Annotated in this window: 17 protein-coding genes and 1 tRNA gene; 4 read left to right on the plus strand and 14 right to left on the minus strand. The window is 68.3% G+C overall.

The genetic code is table 11. The features are described 5' to 3' along the window. Nucleotides 1-80: 80 nt before the first annotated feature. From pgi to ACNKFW_RS07845, 5 genes are all read right to left on the minus strand, one after another. Nucleotides 81-1,685 (minus strand): glucose-6-phosphate isomerase, encoded by a 1,605-nt coding sequence (gene pgi, locus ACNKFW_RS07825; RefSeq protein ID WP_147428097.1) that lies wholly within the window; start codon nt 1,683-1,685, stop codon nt 81-83. 1 nt (nt 1,686) lies between these two features. Continuing rightward, the gene (pgl, locus tag ACNKFW_RS07830) at nt 1,687-2,361 is read right to left on the minus strand and encodes a 6-phosphogluconolactonase (protein ID WP_147428098.1); all 675 of its coding nucleotides are present in this window, start codon (nt 2,359-2,361) and stop codon (nt 1,687-1,689) included. Next, complete coding sequence (zwf, locus tag ACNKFW_RS07835; protein WP_024845544.1) at nt 2,358-3,809, minus strand: glucose-6-phosphate dehydrogenase; 1,452 nt, start codon at nt 3,807-3,809, stop codon at nt 2,358-2,360. Before zwf ends, pgl begins: the two co-directional genes overlap by 4 nt. Nucleotides 3,810-3,884: 75 nt before the next feature. Continuing rightward, entirely contained in the window at nt 3,885-4,469 is a 585-nt protein-coding gene (locus tag ACNKFW_RS07840; protein ID WP_028710123.1) for an RSP_2648 family PIN domain-containing protein, read from the minus strand. Beyond that, entirely contained in the window at nt 4,466-5,662 is a 1,197-nt protein-coding gene (locus ACNKFW_RS07845; RefSeq protein ID WP_147428099.1) for an RSP_2647 family RNA methyltransferase, read from the minus strand. The genes ACNKFW_RS07840 and ACNKFW_RS07845 overlap by 4 nt, the downstream gene beginning before the upstream one ends. Nucleotides 5,663-5,777: 115 nt before the next feature. Here ACNKFW_RS07845 and edd point away from each other — a divergent pair, with 115 nt between their 5' ends. Next, a complete protein-coding gene (gene edd / locus ACNKFW_RS07850) occupies nt 5,778-7,580 on the plus strand; it encodes a phosphogluconate dehydratase (RefSeq protein WP_024845541.1) in 1,803 nt (600 codons plus the stop codon). Nucleotides 7,581-7,616: 36 nt separating this feature from the next. On the opposite strand, the gene ACNKFW_RS07855 is transcribed toward edd, so the two are convergent. The 7 genes from ACNKFW_RS07855 to ACNKFW_RS07885 all read right to left on the minus strand — a co-directional run bounded on the left by ACNKFW_RS07855 (nt 7,617) and on the right by ACNKFW_RS07885 (nt 12,644). Further along, nucleotides 7,617-8,153 carry a PAS domain-containing protein gene (locus ACNKFW_RS07855; RefSeq protein ID WP_147428100.1) on the minus strand — a complete coding sequence of 179 codons (537 nt, stop codon included), beginning with the start codon at nt 8,151-8,153 and terminating at the stop codon, nt 7,617-7,619. Between the two features lie 78 nt (nt 8,154-8,231). Then, nucleotides 8,232-8,627 carry a low molecular weight phosphatase family protein gene (locus tag ACNKFW_RS07860; protein WP_231486904.1) on the minus strand — a complete coding sequence of 132 codons (396 nt, stop codon included), beginning with the start codon at nt 8,625-8,627 and terminating at the stop codon, nt 8,232-8,234. Between the two features lie 66 nt (nt 8,628-8,693). Beyond that, nucleotides 8,694-9,182 (minus strand): UPF0262 family protein, encoded by a 489-nt coding sequence (locus tag ACNKFW_RS07865; RefSeq protein WP_024845538.1) that lies wholly within the window; start codon nt 9,180-9,182, stop codon nt 8,694-8,696. Continuing rightward, nucleotides 9,179-10,489: a histidinol dehydrogenase gene (hisD, locus tag ACNKFW_RS07870; protein ID WP_024845537.1), complete on the minus strand. Its 1,311-nt coding sequence runs from the start codon at nt 10,487-10,489 to the stop codon at nt 9,179-9,181. Before hisD ends, ACNKFW_RS07865 begins: the two co-directional genes overlap by 4 nt. Before the next feature lie 210 nt (nt 10,490-10,699). After that, nucleotides 10,700-11,179 carry a DUF2948 family protein gene (locus ACNKFW_RS07875; RefSeq protein WP_024845536.1) on the minus strand — a complete coding sequence of 160 codons (480 nt, stop codon included), beginning with the start codon at nt 11,177-11,179 and terminating at the stop codon, nt 10,700-10,702. Further along, complete coding sequence (gene murA, locus ACNKFW_RS07880) at nt 11,172-12,455, minus strand: UDP-N-acetylglucosamine 1-carboxyvinyltransferase (RefSeq protein ID WP_024845535.1); 1,284 nt, start codon at nt 12,453-12,455, stop codon at nt 11,172-11,174. The genes ACNKFW_RS07875 and murA overlap by 8 nt, the downstream gene beginning before the upstream one ends. Then, a complete protein-coding gene (locus ACNKFW_RS07885; protein ID WP_074990784.1) occupies nt 12,456-12,644 on the minus strand; it encodes a hypothetical protein in 189 nt (62 codons plus the stop codon). A gap of 144 nt (nt 12,645-12,788) precedes the next feature. Here ACNKFW_RS07885 and ACNKFW_RS07890 point away from each other — a divergent pair. The 3 genes from ACNKFW_RS07890 (at nt 12,789) to ACNKFW_RS07900 (ending at nt 13,913) form a co-directional block, all read left to right on the plus strand. After that, nucleotides 12,789-12,863: transfer RNA gene (locus tag ACNKFW_RS07890), tRNA-Thr, on the plus strand. Nucleotides 12,864-12,954: 91 nt separating this feature from the next. Next, nucleotides 12,955-13,641: a DUF6538 domain-containing protein gene (locus ACNKFW_RS07895; RefSeq protein ID WP_147428101.1), complete on the plus strand. Its 687-nt coding sequence runs from the start codon at nt 12,955-12,957 to the stop codon at nt 13,639-13,641. Continuing rightward, complete coding sequence (locus ACNKFW_RS07900) at nt 13,641-13,913, plus strand: hypothetical protein (RefSeq protein WP_028710120.1); 273 nt, start codon at nt 13,641-13,643, stop codon at nt 13,911-13,913. The genes ACNKFW_RS07895 and ACNKFW_RS07900 overlap by 1 nt, the downstream gene beginning before the upstream one ends. A 589-nt stretch (nt 13,914-14,502) precedes the next feature. Here the strand turns inward: ACNKFW_RS07900 and ACNKFW_RS07905 are convergent. Continuing rightward, nucleotides 14,503-14,952: a DNA polymerase III subunit chi gene (locus ACNKFW_RS07905; RefSeq protein WP_024845300.1), complete on the minus strand. Its 450-nt coding sequence runs from the start codon at nt 14,950-14,952 to the stop codon at nt 14,503-14,505. Then, complete coding sequence (locus ACNKFW_RS07910) at nt 14,952-16,553, minus strand: leucyl aminopeptidase (protein ID WP_024845301.1); 1,602 nt, start codon at nt 16,551-16,553, stop codon at nt 14,952-14,954. The genes ACNKFW_RS07905 and ACNKFW_RS07910 overlap by 1 nt, the downstream gene beginning before the upstream one ends. Nucleotides 16,554-16,616: the final 63 nt, after the last annotated feature.

Raw genomic sequence — 16,616 nt, forward strand, 5'->3', positions numbered from 1 at the left:
AATGCGTCGAGACCGGAGCAAATCGGCGGGGGCGGCGCGGGTGGCGCCGTCCCTGGGGTATTTGGGGAACAGAGAAGCGTTCAGCCGCGCGCGTCGCGGACCAGCCCCGCGAGACGCTCGGTCGAGGGGTCGTGGCCGGAGGCGGGCTTGCCCTCAAGCAGCGGCGCCAGCTTCAGCGCCAGTTCCTTGCCGAGTTCCACGCCCCATTGATCGAAGCTGTTGATGCCCAGGATCACCCCTTCGGCAAAGACGCGATGCTCGTAGAGCGCGACGATCTGGCCCAGAGTGTAGGGGGCGAGTTCCGGGATCAGCAGCGTGGTCGAGGGGCGGTTGCCGGGAAAGACCCGGTGGCGGGCCTGGCGCTCCAGTTCCGCGCCGGTCAGGCCCTTGGCACGCATGAGGTCCAGCGCCTCGTCCAGCGAACGGCCGCGCATCAGCGCCTCGGATTGCGCCAGGCAGTTGGCGACCAGCAGCAGGTGATGATGCGCCAGTTCTGGCTCGTGGCCGCGGGCGGCGACGATGAATTCGCAGGGCACCACCGCCGTGCCCTGGTGGATCAGCTGGTAGAAGGCATGCTGGCCGTTGGTGCCCGGCTCGCCCCAGACCACCGGCCCCGAGGGCTGGGTCAGGTCGCTGCCGTCCATGGCGACGCGCTTGCCGTTCGATTCCATTTCCAGCTGCTGCAGATAGGCCGGCAGGCGGCCGAGGCGGTTGTCATAGGGCAGCACGGCACGGGTGCCGTAGCCGCAGACCTGGTGGTGCCAGATGCCGACCAGCGCCAGGATTACCGGCAGGTTTTCCGCCAGCGGCGCCTGGCGGAAATGCCGGTCCATGGCCGCGGCGCCGGCCAGGAAGCGGTCGAAGTTCTCGGGCCCGATGGCGATCATCAGCGACAGGCCGATGGGGCCCCACATGGAATAGCGCCCGCCGACCCAATCCTCGAAGCCGAAGACGCGGGACGGCTCGATCCCCCATTCGGCGGTGCGGTCGGTGGCCGAGGACAGCGCAGCGAATTGCGCCGCCGGCTGCGCCACGGTCTTCGCCATCCAGTCCAGCGCCGTACGGGCATTGGTCATGGTCTCGATGGTGGTGAAGGTCTTGGAAGCGACGATGACCAGCGTGGTCGCCGGGTCGAGCCCCTTCAGCGTATCGGCAATGTCCGCCCCGTCCACGTTGGAGACGAAATGCACCCGCGGCCCGTCATGCCAGGGCGAAAGCGCCCGCGTGGCCATGGCCGGGCCGAGGTCCGAACCGCCGATGCCGATATTGACGACATCGGTGATGCGGCCACCCTGCCCCTGGAAGCTGCCGTCGCGGACGGCGGCGGCGAAATCGCGCATCCGCTGATGCGTGCGGCGCAGCTCGGGCATCACGTCGCGGCCGTCCACCGTGACGCTGGCGTCGAGATTGCGCAGCGCGGTGTGCAGCACGGCGCGATCCTCGGTCTCGTTGATGCGCTGGCCGGTGAACATGGCCTCGCGGCGTTCCGGAACCGGCGCGGCGAGGTCCAGCAGCAGGTCGCGGGCGCGCGCGTCGATGCTGGTCTTGGACCAGTCCAGCACCAGCCCTTCGGCGCTGGTCGAAAAGGCGGCGGCGCGGGCCGGATCGGCGTCAAACAGCGCCTCGATCCGCAGCGCGCCCTGGGATTTGCGGTGGTCGGTCAGTCTGGTCCAGATATCGGTCATCTCACTCTGCCCAATGCACGGTGATGTCGCCCAGGAAGGCGCGGATCGGCGCCTCGGTCGGGTCGAGGCCCTGCGCGCGCTCGAACGCCTCGCGCTTGTCGGCGCCGGCGATCAGCAGATGGGTGTTGATCGCGCCCTTCAGCGCCGAGGCGGTCAGGGTGATCCGCGGCTCGTCCTTCACGCTGTTGATTGCCATGACGGTGGGCGCGTCGGAGGCCAGCGCCAGCACGGTCTCGGAAGCCGAGGGAAACAGGCTTGCCGTATGCATGTCGGTGCCCATGCCCAAGAGCAGCACGGTCAGCGGCAGATGCGGGGCGATGGTCTCGGCAAGCGCCGGCACCGCATCCTCGGGGCGCTCGTCGCCGGTATAGAGGTCGATGTAATGCGCCGTAGCCGCCTTGTCCTTGAGCAGGTGGCGGCGCAGCAGCCGGCCGTTCGAGCGGACATGCTCGCCATCCACCCAGCGTTCGTCGTTGAGCAGCACGGTGACGCGCGGCCAGTCGATCTCGCTGCCCGAAAGATAGTCGTAAAGTGGTGCCGGGGTGGTGCCGCCCGGCACGCAGAGGCTGGCGCCGTCATCCACCCGCAGGTGCTGCGACAGCTGCCCCGCCAGCCGGTCGGCCAGCGACAGAAACAGCATCTCGCGGTCGGGATATTCGATGAACTCGAGCGTCATGGCCGGATCTCCCTCCAGCGGCGGTTGTCGCGATGCAGCAGGCGCAACGCCTCTTCCGGGCCGCTTGAGCCGGGGTCATAGGGCTCGGGCCGCTTCGAGCCGGATTCCCAGGCGGCGATGATCGGGTCCGTCCAGGCCCAGGCGGCCTCGACCTCGTCGCCGCGCATGAACAGGGTCTGGTTGCCGCGGATCACGTCCATGATCAGCCGCTCATAGGCGTCGGGCATGTCCGAGCCTTCGGCCCCCAGCGCATCGGCAAAGCTCATGTCCAGCGGCACCTGCACCAGGCGCATGCCGCCCGGCCCCGGCTCCTTGATCATCACGGTCAGGTGCATGCCCTCGTTCGGTTGCAGCTTGATGACAAGCTGGTTGGCCTTGTGCGTGCCGCCGTCGTCGAAGATCGAATGCGGCGGCTCCTTGAAGGTCACGACGATCTCGCTGGTGCGGGCGCGCAGCCGCTTGCCGGTGCGCAGGTAGAAGGGCGTGCCGGTCCAGCGCCAGTTGGCGATCCGCACCTTCAGCGCCACGAAGCTTTCGGTGCGCGAGAGCGGATTCTCGGCATCCTCCAGATAACCGGGACCATCGGGGCCGGCCATGTACTGGCCGCGCACGATGTCCTCGGCCGCGAGCGGTTCCAGCGCACGGATCACCTTGAGCTTTTCGTCGCGCACCGCATCGGGGTCGAAATGATAGGGCGGCTCCATGGCGATCAGGCACAGAAGCTGCATCAGGTGATTCTGCACCATGTCCCGCATGGCGCCGGAATGGTCGTAATATTCGCCGCGCCCGCCCACGCCCACCGTCTCGGCCACGGTGATCTGGACATGGTCCACATATTGCGCGTTCCACAAGGGTTCGAACAGGATATTGGCGAAGCGCACCGCCATCAGGTTCTGGACGGTTTCCTTGCCCAGGTAATGGTCGATCCGATAGATCTGGTTCTCGTCGAAATGTCGGGCCAGCGTCGCATTCAGCGCGCGCGCGGTGGCAAGGTCGCGGCCGAAAGGCTTTTCGACCACGATGCGGCTGTCCGCATCCGCGATGCCGTTGCCGGCCAGGCGTTCGGCAATGTCGCCGAACAGCGCCGGCGCCACCGAGAAATAGAACGCATGCACCACCCCCGGCCGCACCCGCGCCTTGAGTTCGGCCCAGCCATCGGTGCCGCGCGCGTCGATGGCGACATAGCCCAGCATGTCCAGAAAGGCCGAAAGCTGCGCCTGGTCCTGGCCGGGGCCGATGAATTCCTCGATCGCTGCGCGCATCTCGGCGCGGAAGGCCTCGTCGTCCTGGCGGGTGCGGGCCGCGCCGATGATGCGCGCGCTGGCCGGCACCTGCCCGGCCACGAAGCGGCGATACAGGCCCGGCACGATCTTGCGCCGGGCCAGGTCGCCGGTAGCACCAAAGATCACCAGGTCGAAATCCTCAACCGGAATGATGCGTGAAACCATCGCTGCCTCCTCATCGCTGATCTGCCGATTAGCTGATGTTAGCGGTAACATCAAGTCCTTCAAATCCGTCCCCTTTCAGTTCGGTTCCCGCGGGGTTGCGCCAGGCCACGGGAAGGGCGCGGCCTGGGTTGTATCAAGACGCGCGATGGCCTTGGCCAGGCGCGGCAGGCGGGCACGGCGCATCAGTTCCTTGCGGGTCATGTCGCCGCCGGCGGCGCGGGCGCGCGCCTCGGTCGCCTGGACCGCGGCCAGGACGGGGTCCGGCGCCCGCAGATAGAGGTCGCGCAGGAACTCGTCGGGATGAATCGCCCGCAACCCGACCGATGCCAGCGCGCCGCGCGGAAAGTCGCGCAGATTCGCGGTGACGATCGCCGCTGCCCCGGCGGCCAGCGCGCATTCCACCACATGCCGATCGGCCGGGTCGGGCAGGTCGAGGCCGAATCCCCCCTGCCCCGGCTCGACCAGGGCCTGCGGAAAACGCGCCTGCAGCAGCGCGATCTCGGCCCCGGCCTCGGCGCCTTGGCGGGTGGCGACGTGGCGCCATTCGTCCAGGATGCGGCGCGACCAGGCCGGCTGGAACAGCCCCGCCGCCGCCGTGTCGATCAGGATTTCCCGCAGCACGGTCGGGAACAGCACGCAGGCGTCCAGGACCGCCTTCATCCGTCCAGCCGGAAGAACAGCGCCTTGAGATAGCCGGTCTCGGCCAACTGGGGCAGCGTCGGATGGTCCGGGCCGGCCTGGCCGGTATGCAGCAGTTGCATCCGCCGCCCGCCCCGGCCGATGCCGCGGGCGCTGGCATTGCGGAATGCGGCCAGATCGGCGGCGTGGCTGCAGGAACACAGGCCCAGATAGCCGCCCGGTGCGACCAGGGGCGCGGCCAGCTTCGCCACCCGCTCATAGGCGCGCAGGCCCGCCTCCAGCGCCGGTTTCGAGGGCGCGAAGGCCGGCGGATCACAGATCACTAGGTCGAACTGCGCACCCTCGGCGGCCAGCGCCTCCATCTGCTCGAAGGCGTCGCCCTGGCGGGTGGCCAGCCGCGACTCGGCGCCCATGGCGCGCGCGCCGCCCCGCGCCAGATCCAGCGCCGCGGCCGAGCCGTCGATGCAGGTGGCATGGGCCGCCCCCACCGCCAGCGCGGCAAGGCCGAAGCCGCCGACATGCGAGAACACGTCCAGCACGCGCTGGCCCTGCGCCAGCCGCTGCGCAAAGGCATGGTTGGGGCGCTGGTCATAGAACAGCCCGGTCTTTTGCCCCTGCACCAGGTCGGCCAGATAGATCGCGCCGTTCATCGGCACCTCGACGGGGCCGTCGACGGCGCCCGACAGAATCTCGGTCCGCTCGGGCAGGCCCTCCAACCCGCGTGCGCGCCCCTGCCCGTTCAGGATCACGGTCGAGACGCCGGCAACCTCGCGCAGCGCCGCGGCGATGTCTTCGACCATGCGCTCGGCCCAGGCGGCGTTGGGCTGGATCACCGCGGCATCGCCGAAACGGTCGATGATGGTGCCGGGCAGCCCGTCGGCCTCGGCATGGACCAGCCGGTAGAATGGCGCATCAAACAGCCGTTCGCGCAGCGCCAGTGCCCGGTGCAGCCGCGCGGCGATCCAGCCGCGGCTGATCCGCACCTGCGGGTCGGGGTCCATGACGCGGGCGATGATCCGCGAATCGGGGTTCACCGTGACCAGCCCCAGCGGCCGGCGCTCGGCATCTTCCAGCACGGCAAAGCTGCCGGGCGGAATGGCGCGCGTTCGCCGGTCCGTGACCAGTTCGTCGGCAAAGACCCAGGGAAAGCCGTGGCGGATCGCCTGGGGCTTGGATTTCGGGCGCAATCGGATGATGGGCAGATCGGCGGTCATGGCGGCCTCGTGCAAAACGGCGCAGGATTGCCACGGCAAGCGCCCGCGGGCAAGAGCAGGCCGGTTGCAATGTTACCGCTAACAGGCTACATTGGCGCCAAAGGAGAAGCGAGCCATGACCCTGCACGCCACCATCGACCGGGTGACCGACCGCATCCGCGAGCGTTCGATCCATAGCCGCAGCGCCTATCTGGCCAAGATCGCCCGCGCCGCCGAGGCGGGGCCGCGCCGCGCGCATCTGTCCTGCGGCAACCAGGCCCATGCCTATGCCGCCATGCCCGACAAGGCGGATTTCGCCACCACCCGCAAGCCCAATATCGGCATCGTCACCGCCTATAACGACATGCTCTCGGCCCATCAGCCCTATGAGCGTTATCCCGACCTGATCCGCCAGGCCGCCCATGCGGCGGGCGCCACGGCGCAGGTCGCGGGCGGCGTGCCGGCGATGTGCGACGGCGTCACGCAGGGCCGGCCGGGGATGGAATTGTCGCTGTTCTCGCGCGACGTGATCGCGCTGGCCTCGGGCGTGGCGCTGACGCATGACGTCTTCGATGCGGCGCTTTACCTGGGCGTCTGCGACAAGATCGTGCCGGGGCTGATCATCGCCGCCGCCACCTTCGGCCATATCCCGGCGGTCTTCGTGCCGGCCGGGCCCATGCCCTCGGGTCTGCCCAATGACGAGAAATCCAAGGTCCGCCAGCAATTCGCCACCGGCGAGGTCGGGCGCGAGGCGCTGATGGCGGCCGAGATGGCCAGCTATCACGCGCCGGGCACCTGCACCTTCTACGGCACGGCGAACACCAACCAGATGCTGATGGAGTTCATGGGCCTGCACCTGCCCGGTTCCAGCTTCGTCAATCCGAACACGCCGCTGCGCGAGGCGCTGACCAGCGCCGCGGTCCAGCGCGTGGCCGCGATCACCCGGCTGGGCAACGACTACCTGCCGGCGGGCGAGGTGCTGGACGAGTGCGCCTTCGTGAACGGCATCGTCGGGCTGATGGCCACCGGCGGCTCGACCAACCTGGTGCTGCACTTGCCGGCGATGGCGCGGGCGGCCGGGGTGATCCTGGATCTCGAAGATTTCCACGACCTGTCCGAAACCGTGCCGCTGATGGCCCGCGTCTATCCCAACGGCCTGGCCGACGTGAACCATTTCCACGCCGCGGGCGGCCTTGGCTTCATGATCGGCCAGTTGCTGGAGGCGGGGCTGCTGCATGATGACGTGCGCACCATCGCCGGCGGCGGGCTTGGCGCCTATGCCAGCGAACCGAAACTGAAGGACGGCCGGATCGAATGGGTCGAGGGCGCGCGCCAGACGCTGAACGACAAGATCCTGCGCCCGGCCGCCAGTCCCTTTGCCGCCACCGGCGGGCTGAAGCAGCTGTCGGGCAACCTGGGCCGCGGCGTCATCAAGGTCTCGGCCGTGGCGCCGGAGCGCCATGTCATCGAGGCGCCGGCGCGCGTGTTTTCCGACCAGGAAGAGGTCAAGGCCGCCTTCAAGCGCGGCGAGTTCACCGAGGACGTGGTGGTCGTCGTCCGCTTCCAGGGCCCGCGTGCCAACGGCATGCCCGAACTGCACTCGCTGACCCCGACGCTGGCCGTGCTGCAGGACCGCGGGCTGCGGGTGGCCCTGGTCACCGACGGCCGCATGTCCGGCGCCTCGGGCAAGGTTCCCGCGGCGATCCATATCTCGCCCGAGGCGGCGGATGGCGGGCCGCTGGCGCGGCTGCGCGACGGCGATCCCGTCCGGCTCGACGCGGTGGCCGGCACGCTGACCTGCCTGGCCCCCGGCTTCGAGGACCGGCCGGCGATCACGCATGACCCCTCGCCTTCCGCCGAGGGGCTAGGGCGCGAGCTTTTCGCCGCTTTCCGCCGCAATGTCGGCCCCGCCACCGAGGGCGCCGCGGTCGTCGTCTGACCTCCTGCCAGTTTCGTCCCCCGCGCCCGGCCGGCGTCAATGGTCGCGGCGCGCCGGGGCGCACAGGGCCATGTCGGTGCCAGACCAGCCGGATCGGCCTGGCCGCGCACGCGGCCAGGCAGGCCGGTGCCGCGGCAGCGGGATGACCTGCCCCATGCCTGCGATACGCGGCAGGGCCGGGCGCTGCGACCCCGCCTCCTCCACCGGCTCGCGCAGGAACAGCACCGTCAGGCAGACCCGGCCCCCGTCGTCCCGAATCGGACAGATCCGGGCATCGACCCGAAAGCGCCGGCCGGATTTGGCGACCTGCACCAGATCATGGAGCCGCGCCTCGCACCCATCCGGCATCCCGAGCATGCGCCGGATCCGGTCCGGCACCCAGTCCGCGGGGTCCAGAAGCATCACCACGGGGCGACCGACCAACTCCTCGCGCCGATAGCCGCACATGCCCAGGTAGCTTTGGTTCACCGCGACGATATGGCCGGCCCGGTCGAGGATCAGCACCGCGCGATGCGAGCCCATCGCCCGCATCGCCCATTCGAGATCGTGGTGAAGCCGCTGGATTTGGGTCATCCCGGATAACTCCTGCAAAGGATTTCCGGCAGGATTGCGCCAATAGGCTAAGATTCCGTTAGCACGCGCCAGTTTTCTTCAGCATTCGGTCGGCGGGCCGAACCGCTCGATCATCCGCTTGCGGATCTGGTCGCGCACGCCGCGGTAAAGCGCCAGCTTCGCCTCTCGCCCCTCGGCCAGGCCGCTGGGGTCCATGATCGGCCAATATTCCACGTCCAGATGAGAAACCCTCGTCAGTTCAAGGGCCTGCCTCTGGCTGGCCGGGGACAGCGCGATCACCAGGTCGAAACTGGTCAGATCGTCCCCCCAGGCCTTCATTTCCTCGAAGGATCGCGCGCGATGGGTGGAAAGCTCGACCCCGATCTCCTTGCAGACGGCGATGGCAAAGCCGTCGATTTCCATGTCGTTCCTGACACCGGCCGATTGCACATAGGCAGCGCGGCCGTAGAATTTCTTCATCATCCCCTCGGCCATGGGGGAACGGATGGCGTTGTGGTCGCAGCAGAACAGCACCGAATGGGGAATCGGTCCGGCCACGAATCACTCCGGAACGAGCGCGCAGATCAGGGTGAACAGGCGCCGGGCGGTGTCTATGTCGACCTCGGCCTTGCCTTCCAGCCGCTCCTGCAAGGTGCGGGCCCCTTCGTTATGGATGCCGCGGCGGGCCATGTCGATCGCCTCGATCTGCGCCGGAGGCAGGCGCTTGACCGCATCGAAATAGCTGGTGCAGATCTGGAAGTAATCCTTGACCGTCTGCCGGAACGGGCCCAGCGACAGGTGGAACTCCGCCACCTTGTCGCCCGATTCGGTCGCGATGTCGAAGACCAGCCGCTTCTCGCGCACCGCCAGGGCCAGGGCATAGGGACCGGCGGGAACCGCCTGCCCCTCACGGCCGGGCAGGGTGAAGCTGTTGTCCTCGAGCAGGTCGAAGACCGCGACGCGGCGGTCCTGTTCGATCTCGGGCGTGGGAGGGGGCAGCGCGCTGTCGTCGATGTCGATCCGGCACAGCCTGTTGGCGGACTGACTCATCCTTGCCCCCCGTTCAGGACCGCCAGCCGCGCCGAGACCGAGCGGCCATGCGCCGAAAGCCCCTCGGATTCAGCCAACCGCACCGCCGCGGGGCCGATCGCCCCCAGCGCCTCGGGTGAAAGCCGGGCGATGGTGCTGCGCTTGAGGAAATCCATCACCGACAGGCCGGACGAGAACCGCGCCGAGCGCGCCGTCGGCAGGACGTGGTTGGGGCCGCTGACGTAATCGCCCACCGCCTCGGGCGTCCAGCCGCCCAGGAAGATCGCCCCGGCATGGCGGGTCTTTTGCGCCAGCGCCTCGGGATCGTCGACGCAAAGCTCCAGATGCTCGGGCGCCAGCCGGTCCGACAATGCCGCCGCCTCGTCGAGATCGCGCGTCACGATCACCGTGCCATAGTCGCGCCAGCTCGCCCCCGCCACCTCGGCGCGCGGCAGGGTCGGCAGGATGCGCTCAACCTCGGCCACCACGGCGCGGGCCAGGGATTCGTCCGGCGTGACCAGGATCGACTGGGCATCGGCGTCATGCTCGGCCTGCGCGAGCAGGTCCAAGGCCAGCCATTCCGGGTTCTGCGCGCCCTGGGCGATGATCAGCACCTCCGAGGGGCCGGCGATCATGTCGATGCCGACGCGGCCGAAGACCTGCCGCTTGGCCGCCGCGACATAGGCGTTCCCCGGCCCGGTGATCTTGTCCACCGGCCGGATGGTCTCGGTGCCGTGGGCCATGGCGGCAATCGCCTGCGCGCCGCCGATGCGATAGATCTCGTCCACCCCGGCAAGCTCGGCCGCCAGCAGCACCAGCGGGTTCACCGCGCCGCCGGGCGTCGGCACGCAGACCACCAGCCGCTCGACCCCCGCCACCCGCGCGGGAATGGCATTCATCAGCACCGAGGAAGGATAGCTCGCCTGCCCGCCCGGCACATAAAGCCCGGCGGCCGAGACCGGCGTCCAGCGCCAGCCGAGCGTCGCGCCCTCGGGATCGGTCCAGCTCAGATCCTCGGGCATCTGCCGGGCATGATAGGCACGGATGCGGCTTGCAGCCATGGCCAGGGCGGCGCGATCCTCGGCCGAGACCTGCGCCGTCTGCGCGGCAATCTCCTCCTTCGAGAAGGCCAGCGTCTCCGGCGTCAGCGCCAGGCGGTCGAAACGCCCGGTCAGCTCGACCAGCGCCGCATCGCCCCGGTCGCGCACATCGGCAATGATCGCGGCCACGGCATCGTTCACATCGGCCGCATCCTCGCGCTTCATGGACAGAAGCGCGGCGAAGCGTTCGGCGAAATCGGGCTGGGCGGTCGAAAGATGGATGGGCATGGGTCAGGCCTTCAATGACCCGACCTTGTTAGCGGCAAGGGCCAGGGGGCTCAAGCGGCTATGGCAGCACCGAACCAGCCCGTTCAGCGCCGGTTGCAGGGCCGAATTCGGGTATTTGGGGAACAGAGAAGTCAGGTGGCCTTCTTCGTTCCTCAAATACCCATGCGACCTGGCGACCGGCAGTGTGCCGGACCGGGAAGATTCGCCGGATCAACTGTCTGGATGCTGCGGCGCGCGGCGCGAGGGGGCGATATAAGGCCGCGTCACGTCGCGCAGTTCGACATTCAGGCACTCTGCTTCGACAGCCAGTGTGCCGTCGCCGGCAAACTGCAGAAGCAGCAGGCCGGTGCCGTCCTCGCCCGCCTGCCATGTCAGGGTCAGAAGTTCCAGGATCAGGTCCTTGTCCGTGCGGTCGATCCCGTCGCTTTGCACCCGCCGCACGTCCGAGACCAGCAGTACCGCGCGCACCCGTTCATAGGGGCGGCCGTCGCGGCGGGCGAGATCGGCATCCTCCCAGCGGAAACGGTTCAGGAGCAGCGCCAGTTGCCGGTGTCGGCCATCATAGACGATCTCGGTCACCGGCAGGATCGCGTCCTGCACCAGCGTCGAGATCACGGTCAGGTCGTCGGCGTCGCCGGCCATAAGCGCCAGCGGCGCGGGATCGGCATCGGTGAAACGGGCGTCAGCCATCGGCGGGAACCTCCTTGATGCGTTCGATATCGGCGCCGACGCCGCGCAGCTTGCGCACCACCTTCTCGTAGCCGCGGTCGAGGTGATAAACCCGGCTGACGATGGTCTCGCCCTCGGCGGCGAGCCCGGCGAGGATCAGGCTGACCGAGGCGCGCAGGTCGGTCGCCATCACCGGGGCGCCGCGCAGCTTTTCGACGCCGTGGACGGTGGCGTGGCCGCCATGCACCTCGATCCGGGCGCCCATGCGCGCAAGCTCCGGGGCATGCATGAAGCGGTTCTCGAAGATCTTCTCCTCCAGCACCGAGGTGCCCTCGGCGGTGCAAAGCAGCGCCATCATCTGCGCCTGCAGGTCGGTCGGGAAACCGGGGAAGGGCTCTGTCACCACGTCGACCGCGCGGATACGGCCGTTCTTGCGCGCGACCTTCAGCCCGCGCGCCGTCTCGACCACCTCGATGCCGGCCTCGTCCAGCTTCTCGCAGAAGGCGGCGACCAGATCGATGCGGCCGCCCAGGCATTCGACCTCACCGCCGCAGATCGCCGGGGCCAGCATGTAGGTGCCCAGCTCGATCCGGTCCGTCACCACCGGATGCGTGGCGCCGCCCAGCGCCTGCACGCCCTCGACGGTGATGGTCGAGGTTCCCTCGCCCTCGATCTGCGCGCCCATGCGACGCAGGCATTCGGCCAGGTCCACGATCTCGGGCTCGCGCGCGGCATTGTTGATGACGGTGGTGCCCCGCGCCAGCGTCGCCGCCATCAGCGCGTTCTCGGTCGCGCCGACCGAGACCAGCGGAAAGTCGATCACCGCGCCCCTGAGCCCGCCCGAAGGCGCCTTGGCATGGACATAGCCCTCGCGCAGGTCGAGCTCCGCCCCCATCGCCTCCAGCGCGCGCAGGTGCAGGTCCACGGGCCGCGCCCCGATGGCGCAGCCGCCGGGCAGCGAGACCTCGGCATGGCCGTCCCGCGCCAGCATCGGCCCCAGCACCAGGATCGAGGCGCGCATCTTGCGCACGATGTCGTAATCGGCGCGGTGGCTGGTCAGGTCGTGGCTCGACAGCGCCAGCACCTGCCCGTCCTGAAGACTGGCGACCTCGGCCCCAAGCGATTGCAAAAGCGCGGTCATGGTGCGGATGTCCGACAGCCGCGGCGCATTGGTCAGCGTCAAGGGCTGGTCGGTCAGCAGGGTCGCCGGCATCAGCGCCAGGCAGGCGTTCTTGGCCCCGGCGATCGGGATCTCGCCCTTGAGCGGCCCGTTCCCCCTTACAATGATCTGGTCCATCTATTCCTCGTTTCCGGGCACTTGCCTGCTTGGCGGCATCTCCGACCCGTGCTGCTCGTTCGTGGTTTCTTGCGCCGTCCCGGCCCGAGCGCGCCCCTGCGCCTTGCGTCGCGCAAGATTGGCCCGCAGCGCCGCCTTGAGCCGCGCTTCGCGTGTGTCGTCCTGGGGATCGCGGGGTGTCCTTGTCATGGCTTTCTGTTAGCGTCCTTGCCGGCTTGCGTCCAGCGGCGGCGCCCTGGCCGCACAGCGATCGGCAACGATCGGCGAAATGCATTTTTCCCGATCTTCCCTCTTGCACCCCCGGCACAGTCGGTCTAAAGCCCCGTCCACGGCGCTGCGGTAGCTCAGTGGTAGAGCACTCCCTTGGTAAGGGAGAGGTCGAGAGTTCAATCCTCTCTCGCAGCACCATTTTATCCTATTGAAATCTAAAAAAGCCTTTGCTTTGCTGGGGTTAGTGCCTCTTTTGGTGCCGGTGTTGGTGCCAGAATGAGGTCTGCGGATGGCTGGGCAGGTGAAGAATTTGAAGATCAAGGGCGGGCGATTCTATGCCCGTGTTTCAGTCCCGGCGCATCTTCGCCCCACCCTCGGCAAATCGGAACTGGTCACGGCGCTAGGCGGCGAGCGCCGCGCTGCCATGAGGGCGCTGCCCGCTGCCGTGGCGACCCTACAGCGCCAGATCGCGGCGGCAGAGGCAAAGACGGCGGGCGACCGGATGGACGACCTGCGCACACCCATCACCACGGCAGATTATGGCAGCGCGGTCTGGAAACGGTATCAGGCAATGCTGGCCGAGGACGAAGCGAAACGGGATCGCCTGCCGAGCGGGGATATGCGCTTCAATCTTACCACGTCAACGCTGGTGCAGGATGATGGTGAGTTGATCACTCCGCGCGACTGGTTTGTGACGTGCTTTCCCGAGGTTGGCGTTACCAACCCTTACGCCTTCGCAGAAATCATTCTGGAAGAGGTTGGACTACATGAAGCGTCAGAGTCGGCCATGGATAATATGGCAGAAGCTCTGGAAGATGCCGCCCGTATGCTGCGGCGGCTAAGCTATGACTTTCACGGGGTGAAGGATGCCGTCCCCTTGGTATGCGATAAGGATGATGCCGCCTGGGTATTCGATAAGGATGACGGTTCTACCCGCTACGTCCTGCCGGTGATCGAACAGAAGGAGGCCGCATAATGGCGAACGCAGATACCAAGAACCCCTTTGAAGGCTTCACTTTCTGGTTTGGTCCTAATGCCGGCAACCAGCATGGAACTGTCGAACGCGGTGCTATTGCCTTCAATGGCGATCCGGTAGCGATCTACAAGCACAACCTGAATACTAATCTTGTTTCCGTCGCCACTATCGACGGCAAGACCAAGACCACCCAAGCAGGCGGCTTGCGGGCCGAACAGGTCGCAGAAATGTTGCTTCGCGAACTGATGGCAGAGGCGAAAAAAGCCGTCTGATCCACCACGACGACCGAGGCCCCGGCGCACCCGCGACCGGGGCTTTCTCATGGCATGACGTAACGTCAATTCGGTGCCAGAATTGGTGCCAGAATCGGTGCCGGAACCTCTTGTAACTAATTGATTTTACTTTTATAATCGAAAATTCAATCCTCTCTCGCAGCACCATCCCATTCCCTCAGACCCAGAAAGTTCCTGCATTGCAGGGCCTGCCGGTGCGGTCGATGCGCGCCGGGCCGCAGTTACCGGGTCATTCCCGCAAGCCTGCCGACGCTGTGGCGCGGTTGCCGACAGGCGGCCTGAAAGCGCAAGCGGGGCCGCCCGCAAACCCGCTTTCGAGCCGGTTCCGGGGCAGGACGCCGCCCGGAGCTCTGCAACGACCTCTGCGGCAGGAAGCGCCGCGATTTCCGGCGCGTCGCGTGAATCGCGCCCATTGGAAGCGGCCGCCGCCTCTCTCTGGCGCGACCTTGTGGCGGCGAGATCGAGGGGATGCTTTCCCACCCCTGCACCCCGTTCCTCGAACCCGCGGCCGGGCAAGCGGGACAGCGACGATGACCCGCCGAGGGGTTCGGGAACTTCCGGCCCCGCCCTACTGCTTGCGCTCCCAGCGGCCGCCGGCCTCGGACCAGTATTCCGCAGCGATATCCTCGGCCTTCAGCGCCCGCCATTGCGTCCGGGCGCGTTCCAATGCCTCTGGATCATTGCCGTCGAAGACGATGCAGGCGCGTTCCAGCGCCAGGCATTCCGCGCCCGAGACCGCGGCCCCGTCCAGCGCGATCAGGCAGCGCGGGGCATTGACGGCCGCCTGGCCCTCGACGGTCAGCAGCACCGGCTGGCGGGCGTCATGCGGCCCGCCGGCCAGGCCATGCGGCAGGAAGCCCTCGTCCAGCCACAGCCTCTCGTCCAGCACCACCTGCCGCGCCCGGTCCCTGCCCCGCAGCTCGACCCGCCAGCCCGCTTGCAGGCTCTTGCCGATCAGCATCGGCAAGAGCTGCGCCGGACCCGAGCGCGTCAGGTGGTAGAACAGGGCCGAGCCCATCAGCCCTGCTTCTCGAAGCGGTCGCGCACCAGCCGGTCCAGCGTCATCACGCCCCAGCCGGATGCCCCCTTGGGCGCCAGCCCGGTCTCGGCGGGCGGCAGCGCCACCCCGGCGATGTCCAGATGCACCCAGGGCATGCCCTCGCCCACGAAACGCTGCAGGAACTGCGCCGCGGTGATCGAGCCGGCGGCACGCCCGCCGGTGTTCTTGATGTCGGCCAGGCGCGAATCGATCAGCTTGTCATAGGCCGGGCCCAGCGGCAGCCGCCAGGCGCCCTCGCCCTCGGCCTTGGCGGCATTCAGCACCGCCGTGGCGAAGGCGTCGTCATTCGAGAATACCCCGGCATTCTCGTGCCCCAGCGCGATGATGACGGCGCCGGTCAACGTCGCCAGATCGACCAGGGCGGCGGGCTTGAAGCGTTGCTGCGCATACCAAAGCACATCGGCCAGCACGAGCCGGCCCTCGGCATCGGTATTGATCACCTCGATCGTGTCGCCCTTCATCGAGCGCACGATGTCGCCCGGACGCTGGGCGCGGCCGTCGGGCATGTTCTCGACCAGGCCAACCAGACCCACGACATTGGCCTTGGCCCGGCGCAGCGCCAGCACCCGCATGACGCCGGCGACCACGCCCGCACCGCCCATGTCCATGGTCATCTCCTCCATGCCGGCGGCGGGCTTGATCGAGATGCCGCCGGTGTCGAAGACCACGCCCTTGCCGACCAGCGCCAGCGGCGCGGCATCACCGCCGCCGTTCCAACGCATGACCACGACCTTGGAGGGGCTCTCGGACCCCTGCCCCACGGCCAGCAGCGCCCGCATGCCCAGCCTGGCCAGCTCATCCTCCTCCAGCACCTCGACCTCCAGGCCCAGCTCGCGCATGGCCAGCAGCCGGTCGGCGAAATCGCTGGTGGTCAGCACATTGGCGGGCTCGTTCACCAGGTCGCGGGTGAAGAACACGCCCTCGGCCAGGGCGGCGCCGTCGGTGGCCGCGCGGGCCAGCGCCTCGGGATCCTGGTGCATGAAGATCACCCGGCCGCGCGGCGTGGCGCCCTGAGCCGGCCCGGACGCCGGCTCGTCGGTGCCTGCCGCATCCGAGAGCCGCGCATCCTGGGGCGCGCCGGTGTGGCTGGTGGTCGCGGCGGGCTCGGCCGGGGTCTCGCCCTCGGCGGCGGCGCCATTGCCGGATTTCTTCGTCTTGTAGGCCGAGAAGTCATAGGCCCGCAGCGCCAGCCCCAGCGCCACCTCGGCGGCGCGCGCATGGTTGCCGGCCAGCACCAGGGTATCGGCCTTGCCCAGCCGGGCGCCGATGCTGGCACCCGCCGCCCGCGACGTCGCCACGTCGGCGCCGGACGGCAGCAGCACGATCTGCAACGATTCCGCCTTCAGCCCGGCGGGAAAGGCCAGCTCCAGCGCCTTGCCGGGCTTGACCGCCTTCCAGGCCTCGGATGCGAAGGCCCGCCCCACCGCCTCGCGCGTGGCGCGCGGCAGGCCGGCGGGCAGCCGCCCGGTCTTGGGCACCAGGATGGCGATGCGGCCGGGCCGCTCGGCCAGCCCCGCGACATCCGTCGCCGTAAAGGAAATTTCGACTGGATGAGTCATGGTCCTGCCCCCTCGCGTTGCTCCGTCCTGGCGGAAACTAGTCACGCCCGCGCGGCTTGACCA

This window comes from Paracoccus sp. TD-10 (assembly GCF_048270675.1).
Classification (GTDB): Bacteria; Pseudomonadota; Alphaproteobacteria; order Rhodobacterales; family Rhodobacteraceae; genus Paracoccus; species Paracoccus pantotrophus.

Coding starts and splice junctions, on each gene's coding strand:
- pgi (WP_147428097.1), bottom strand. CDS start 1,685: ATGACCGATATCTGGACCAGACTGACCGACCACCGCAAATCCCAGGGC.
- pgl (WP_147428098.1), bottom strand. CDS start 2,361: ATGACGCTCGAGTTCATCGAATATCCCGACCGCGAGATGCTGTTTCTG.
- zwf (WP_024845544.1), bottom strand. CDS start 3,809: ATGGTTTCACGCATCATTCCGGTTGAGGATTTCGACCTGGTGATCTTT.
- ACNKFW_RS07840 (WP_028710123.1), bottom strand. CDS start 4,469: ATGAAGGCGGTCCTGGACGCCTGCGTGCTGTTCCCGACCGTGCTGCGG.
- ACNKFW_RS07845 (WP_147428099.1), bottom strand. CDS start 5,662: ATGACCGCCGATCTGCCCATCATCCGATTGCGCCCGAAATCCAAGCCC.
- edd (WP_024845541.1), top strand. CDS start 5,778: ATGACCCTGCACGCCACCATCGACCGGGTGACCGACCGCATCCGCGAG.
- ACNKFW_RS07855 (WP_147428100.1), bottom strand. CDS start 8,153: ATGACCCAAATCCAGCGGCTTCACCACGATCTCGAATGGGCGATGCGG.
- ACNKFW_RS07860 (WP_231486904.1), bottom strand. CDS start 8,627: ATGGCCGAGGGGATGATGAAGAAATTCTACGGCCGCGCTGCCTATGTG.
- ACNKFW_RS07865 (WP_024845538.1), bottom strand. CDS start 9,182: ATGAGTCAGTCCGCCAACAGGCTGTGCCGGATCGACATCGACGACAGC.
- hisD (WP_024845537.1), bottom strand. CDS start 10,489: ATGCCCATCCATCTTTCGACCGCCCAGCCCGATTTCGCCGAACGCTTC.
- ACNKFW_RS07875 (WP_024845536.1), bottom strand. CDS start 11,179: ATGGCTGACGCCCGTTTCACCGATGCCGATCCCGCGCCGCTGGCGCTT.
- murA (WP_024845535.1), bottom strand. CDS start 12,455: ATGGACCAGATCATTGTAAGGGGGAACGGGCCGCTCAAGGGCGAGATC.
- ACNKFW_RS07885 (WP_074990784.1), bottom strand. CDS start 12,644: ATGACAAGGACACCCCGCGATCCCCAGGACGACACACGCGAAGCGCGG.
- ACNKFW_RS07895 (WP_147428101.1), top strand. CDS start 12,955: ATGGCTGGGCAGGTGAAGAATTTGAAGATCAAGGGCGGGCGATTCTAT.
- ACNKFW_RS07900 (WP_028710120.1), top strand. CDS start 13,641: ATGGCGAACGCAGATACCAAGAACCCCTTTGAAGGCTTCACTTTCTGG.
- ACNKFW_RS07905 (WP_024845300.1), bottom strand. CDS start 14,952: ATGGGCTCGGCCCTGTTCTACCACCTGACGCGCTCGGGTCCGGCGCAG.
- ACNKFW_RS07910 (WP_024845301.1), bottom strand. CDS start 16,553: ATGACTCATCCAGTCGAAATTTCCTTTACGGCGACGGATGTCGCGGGG.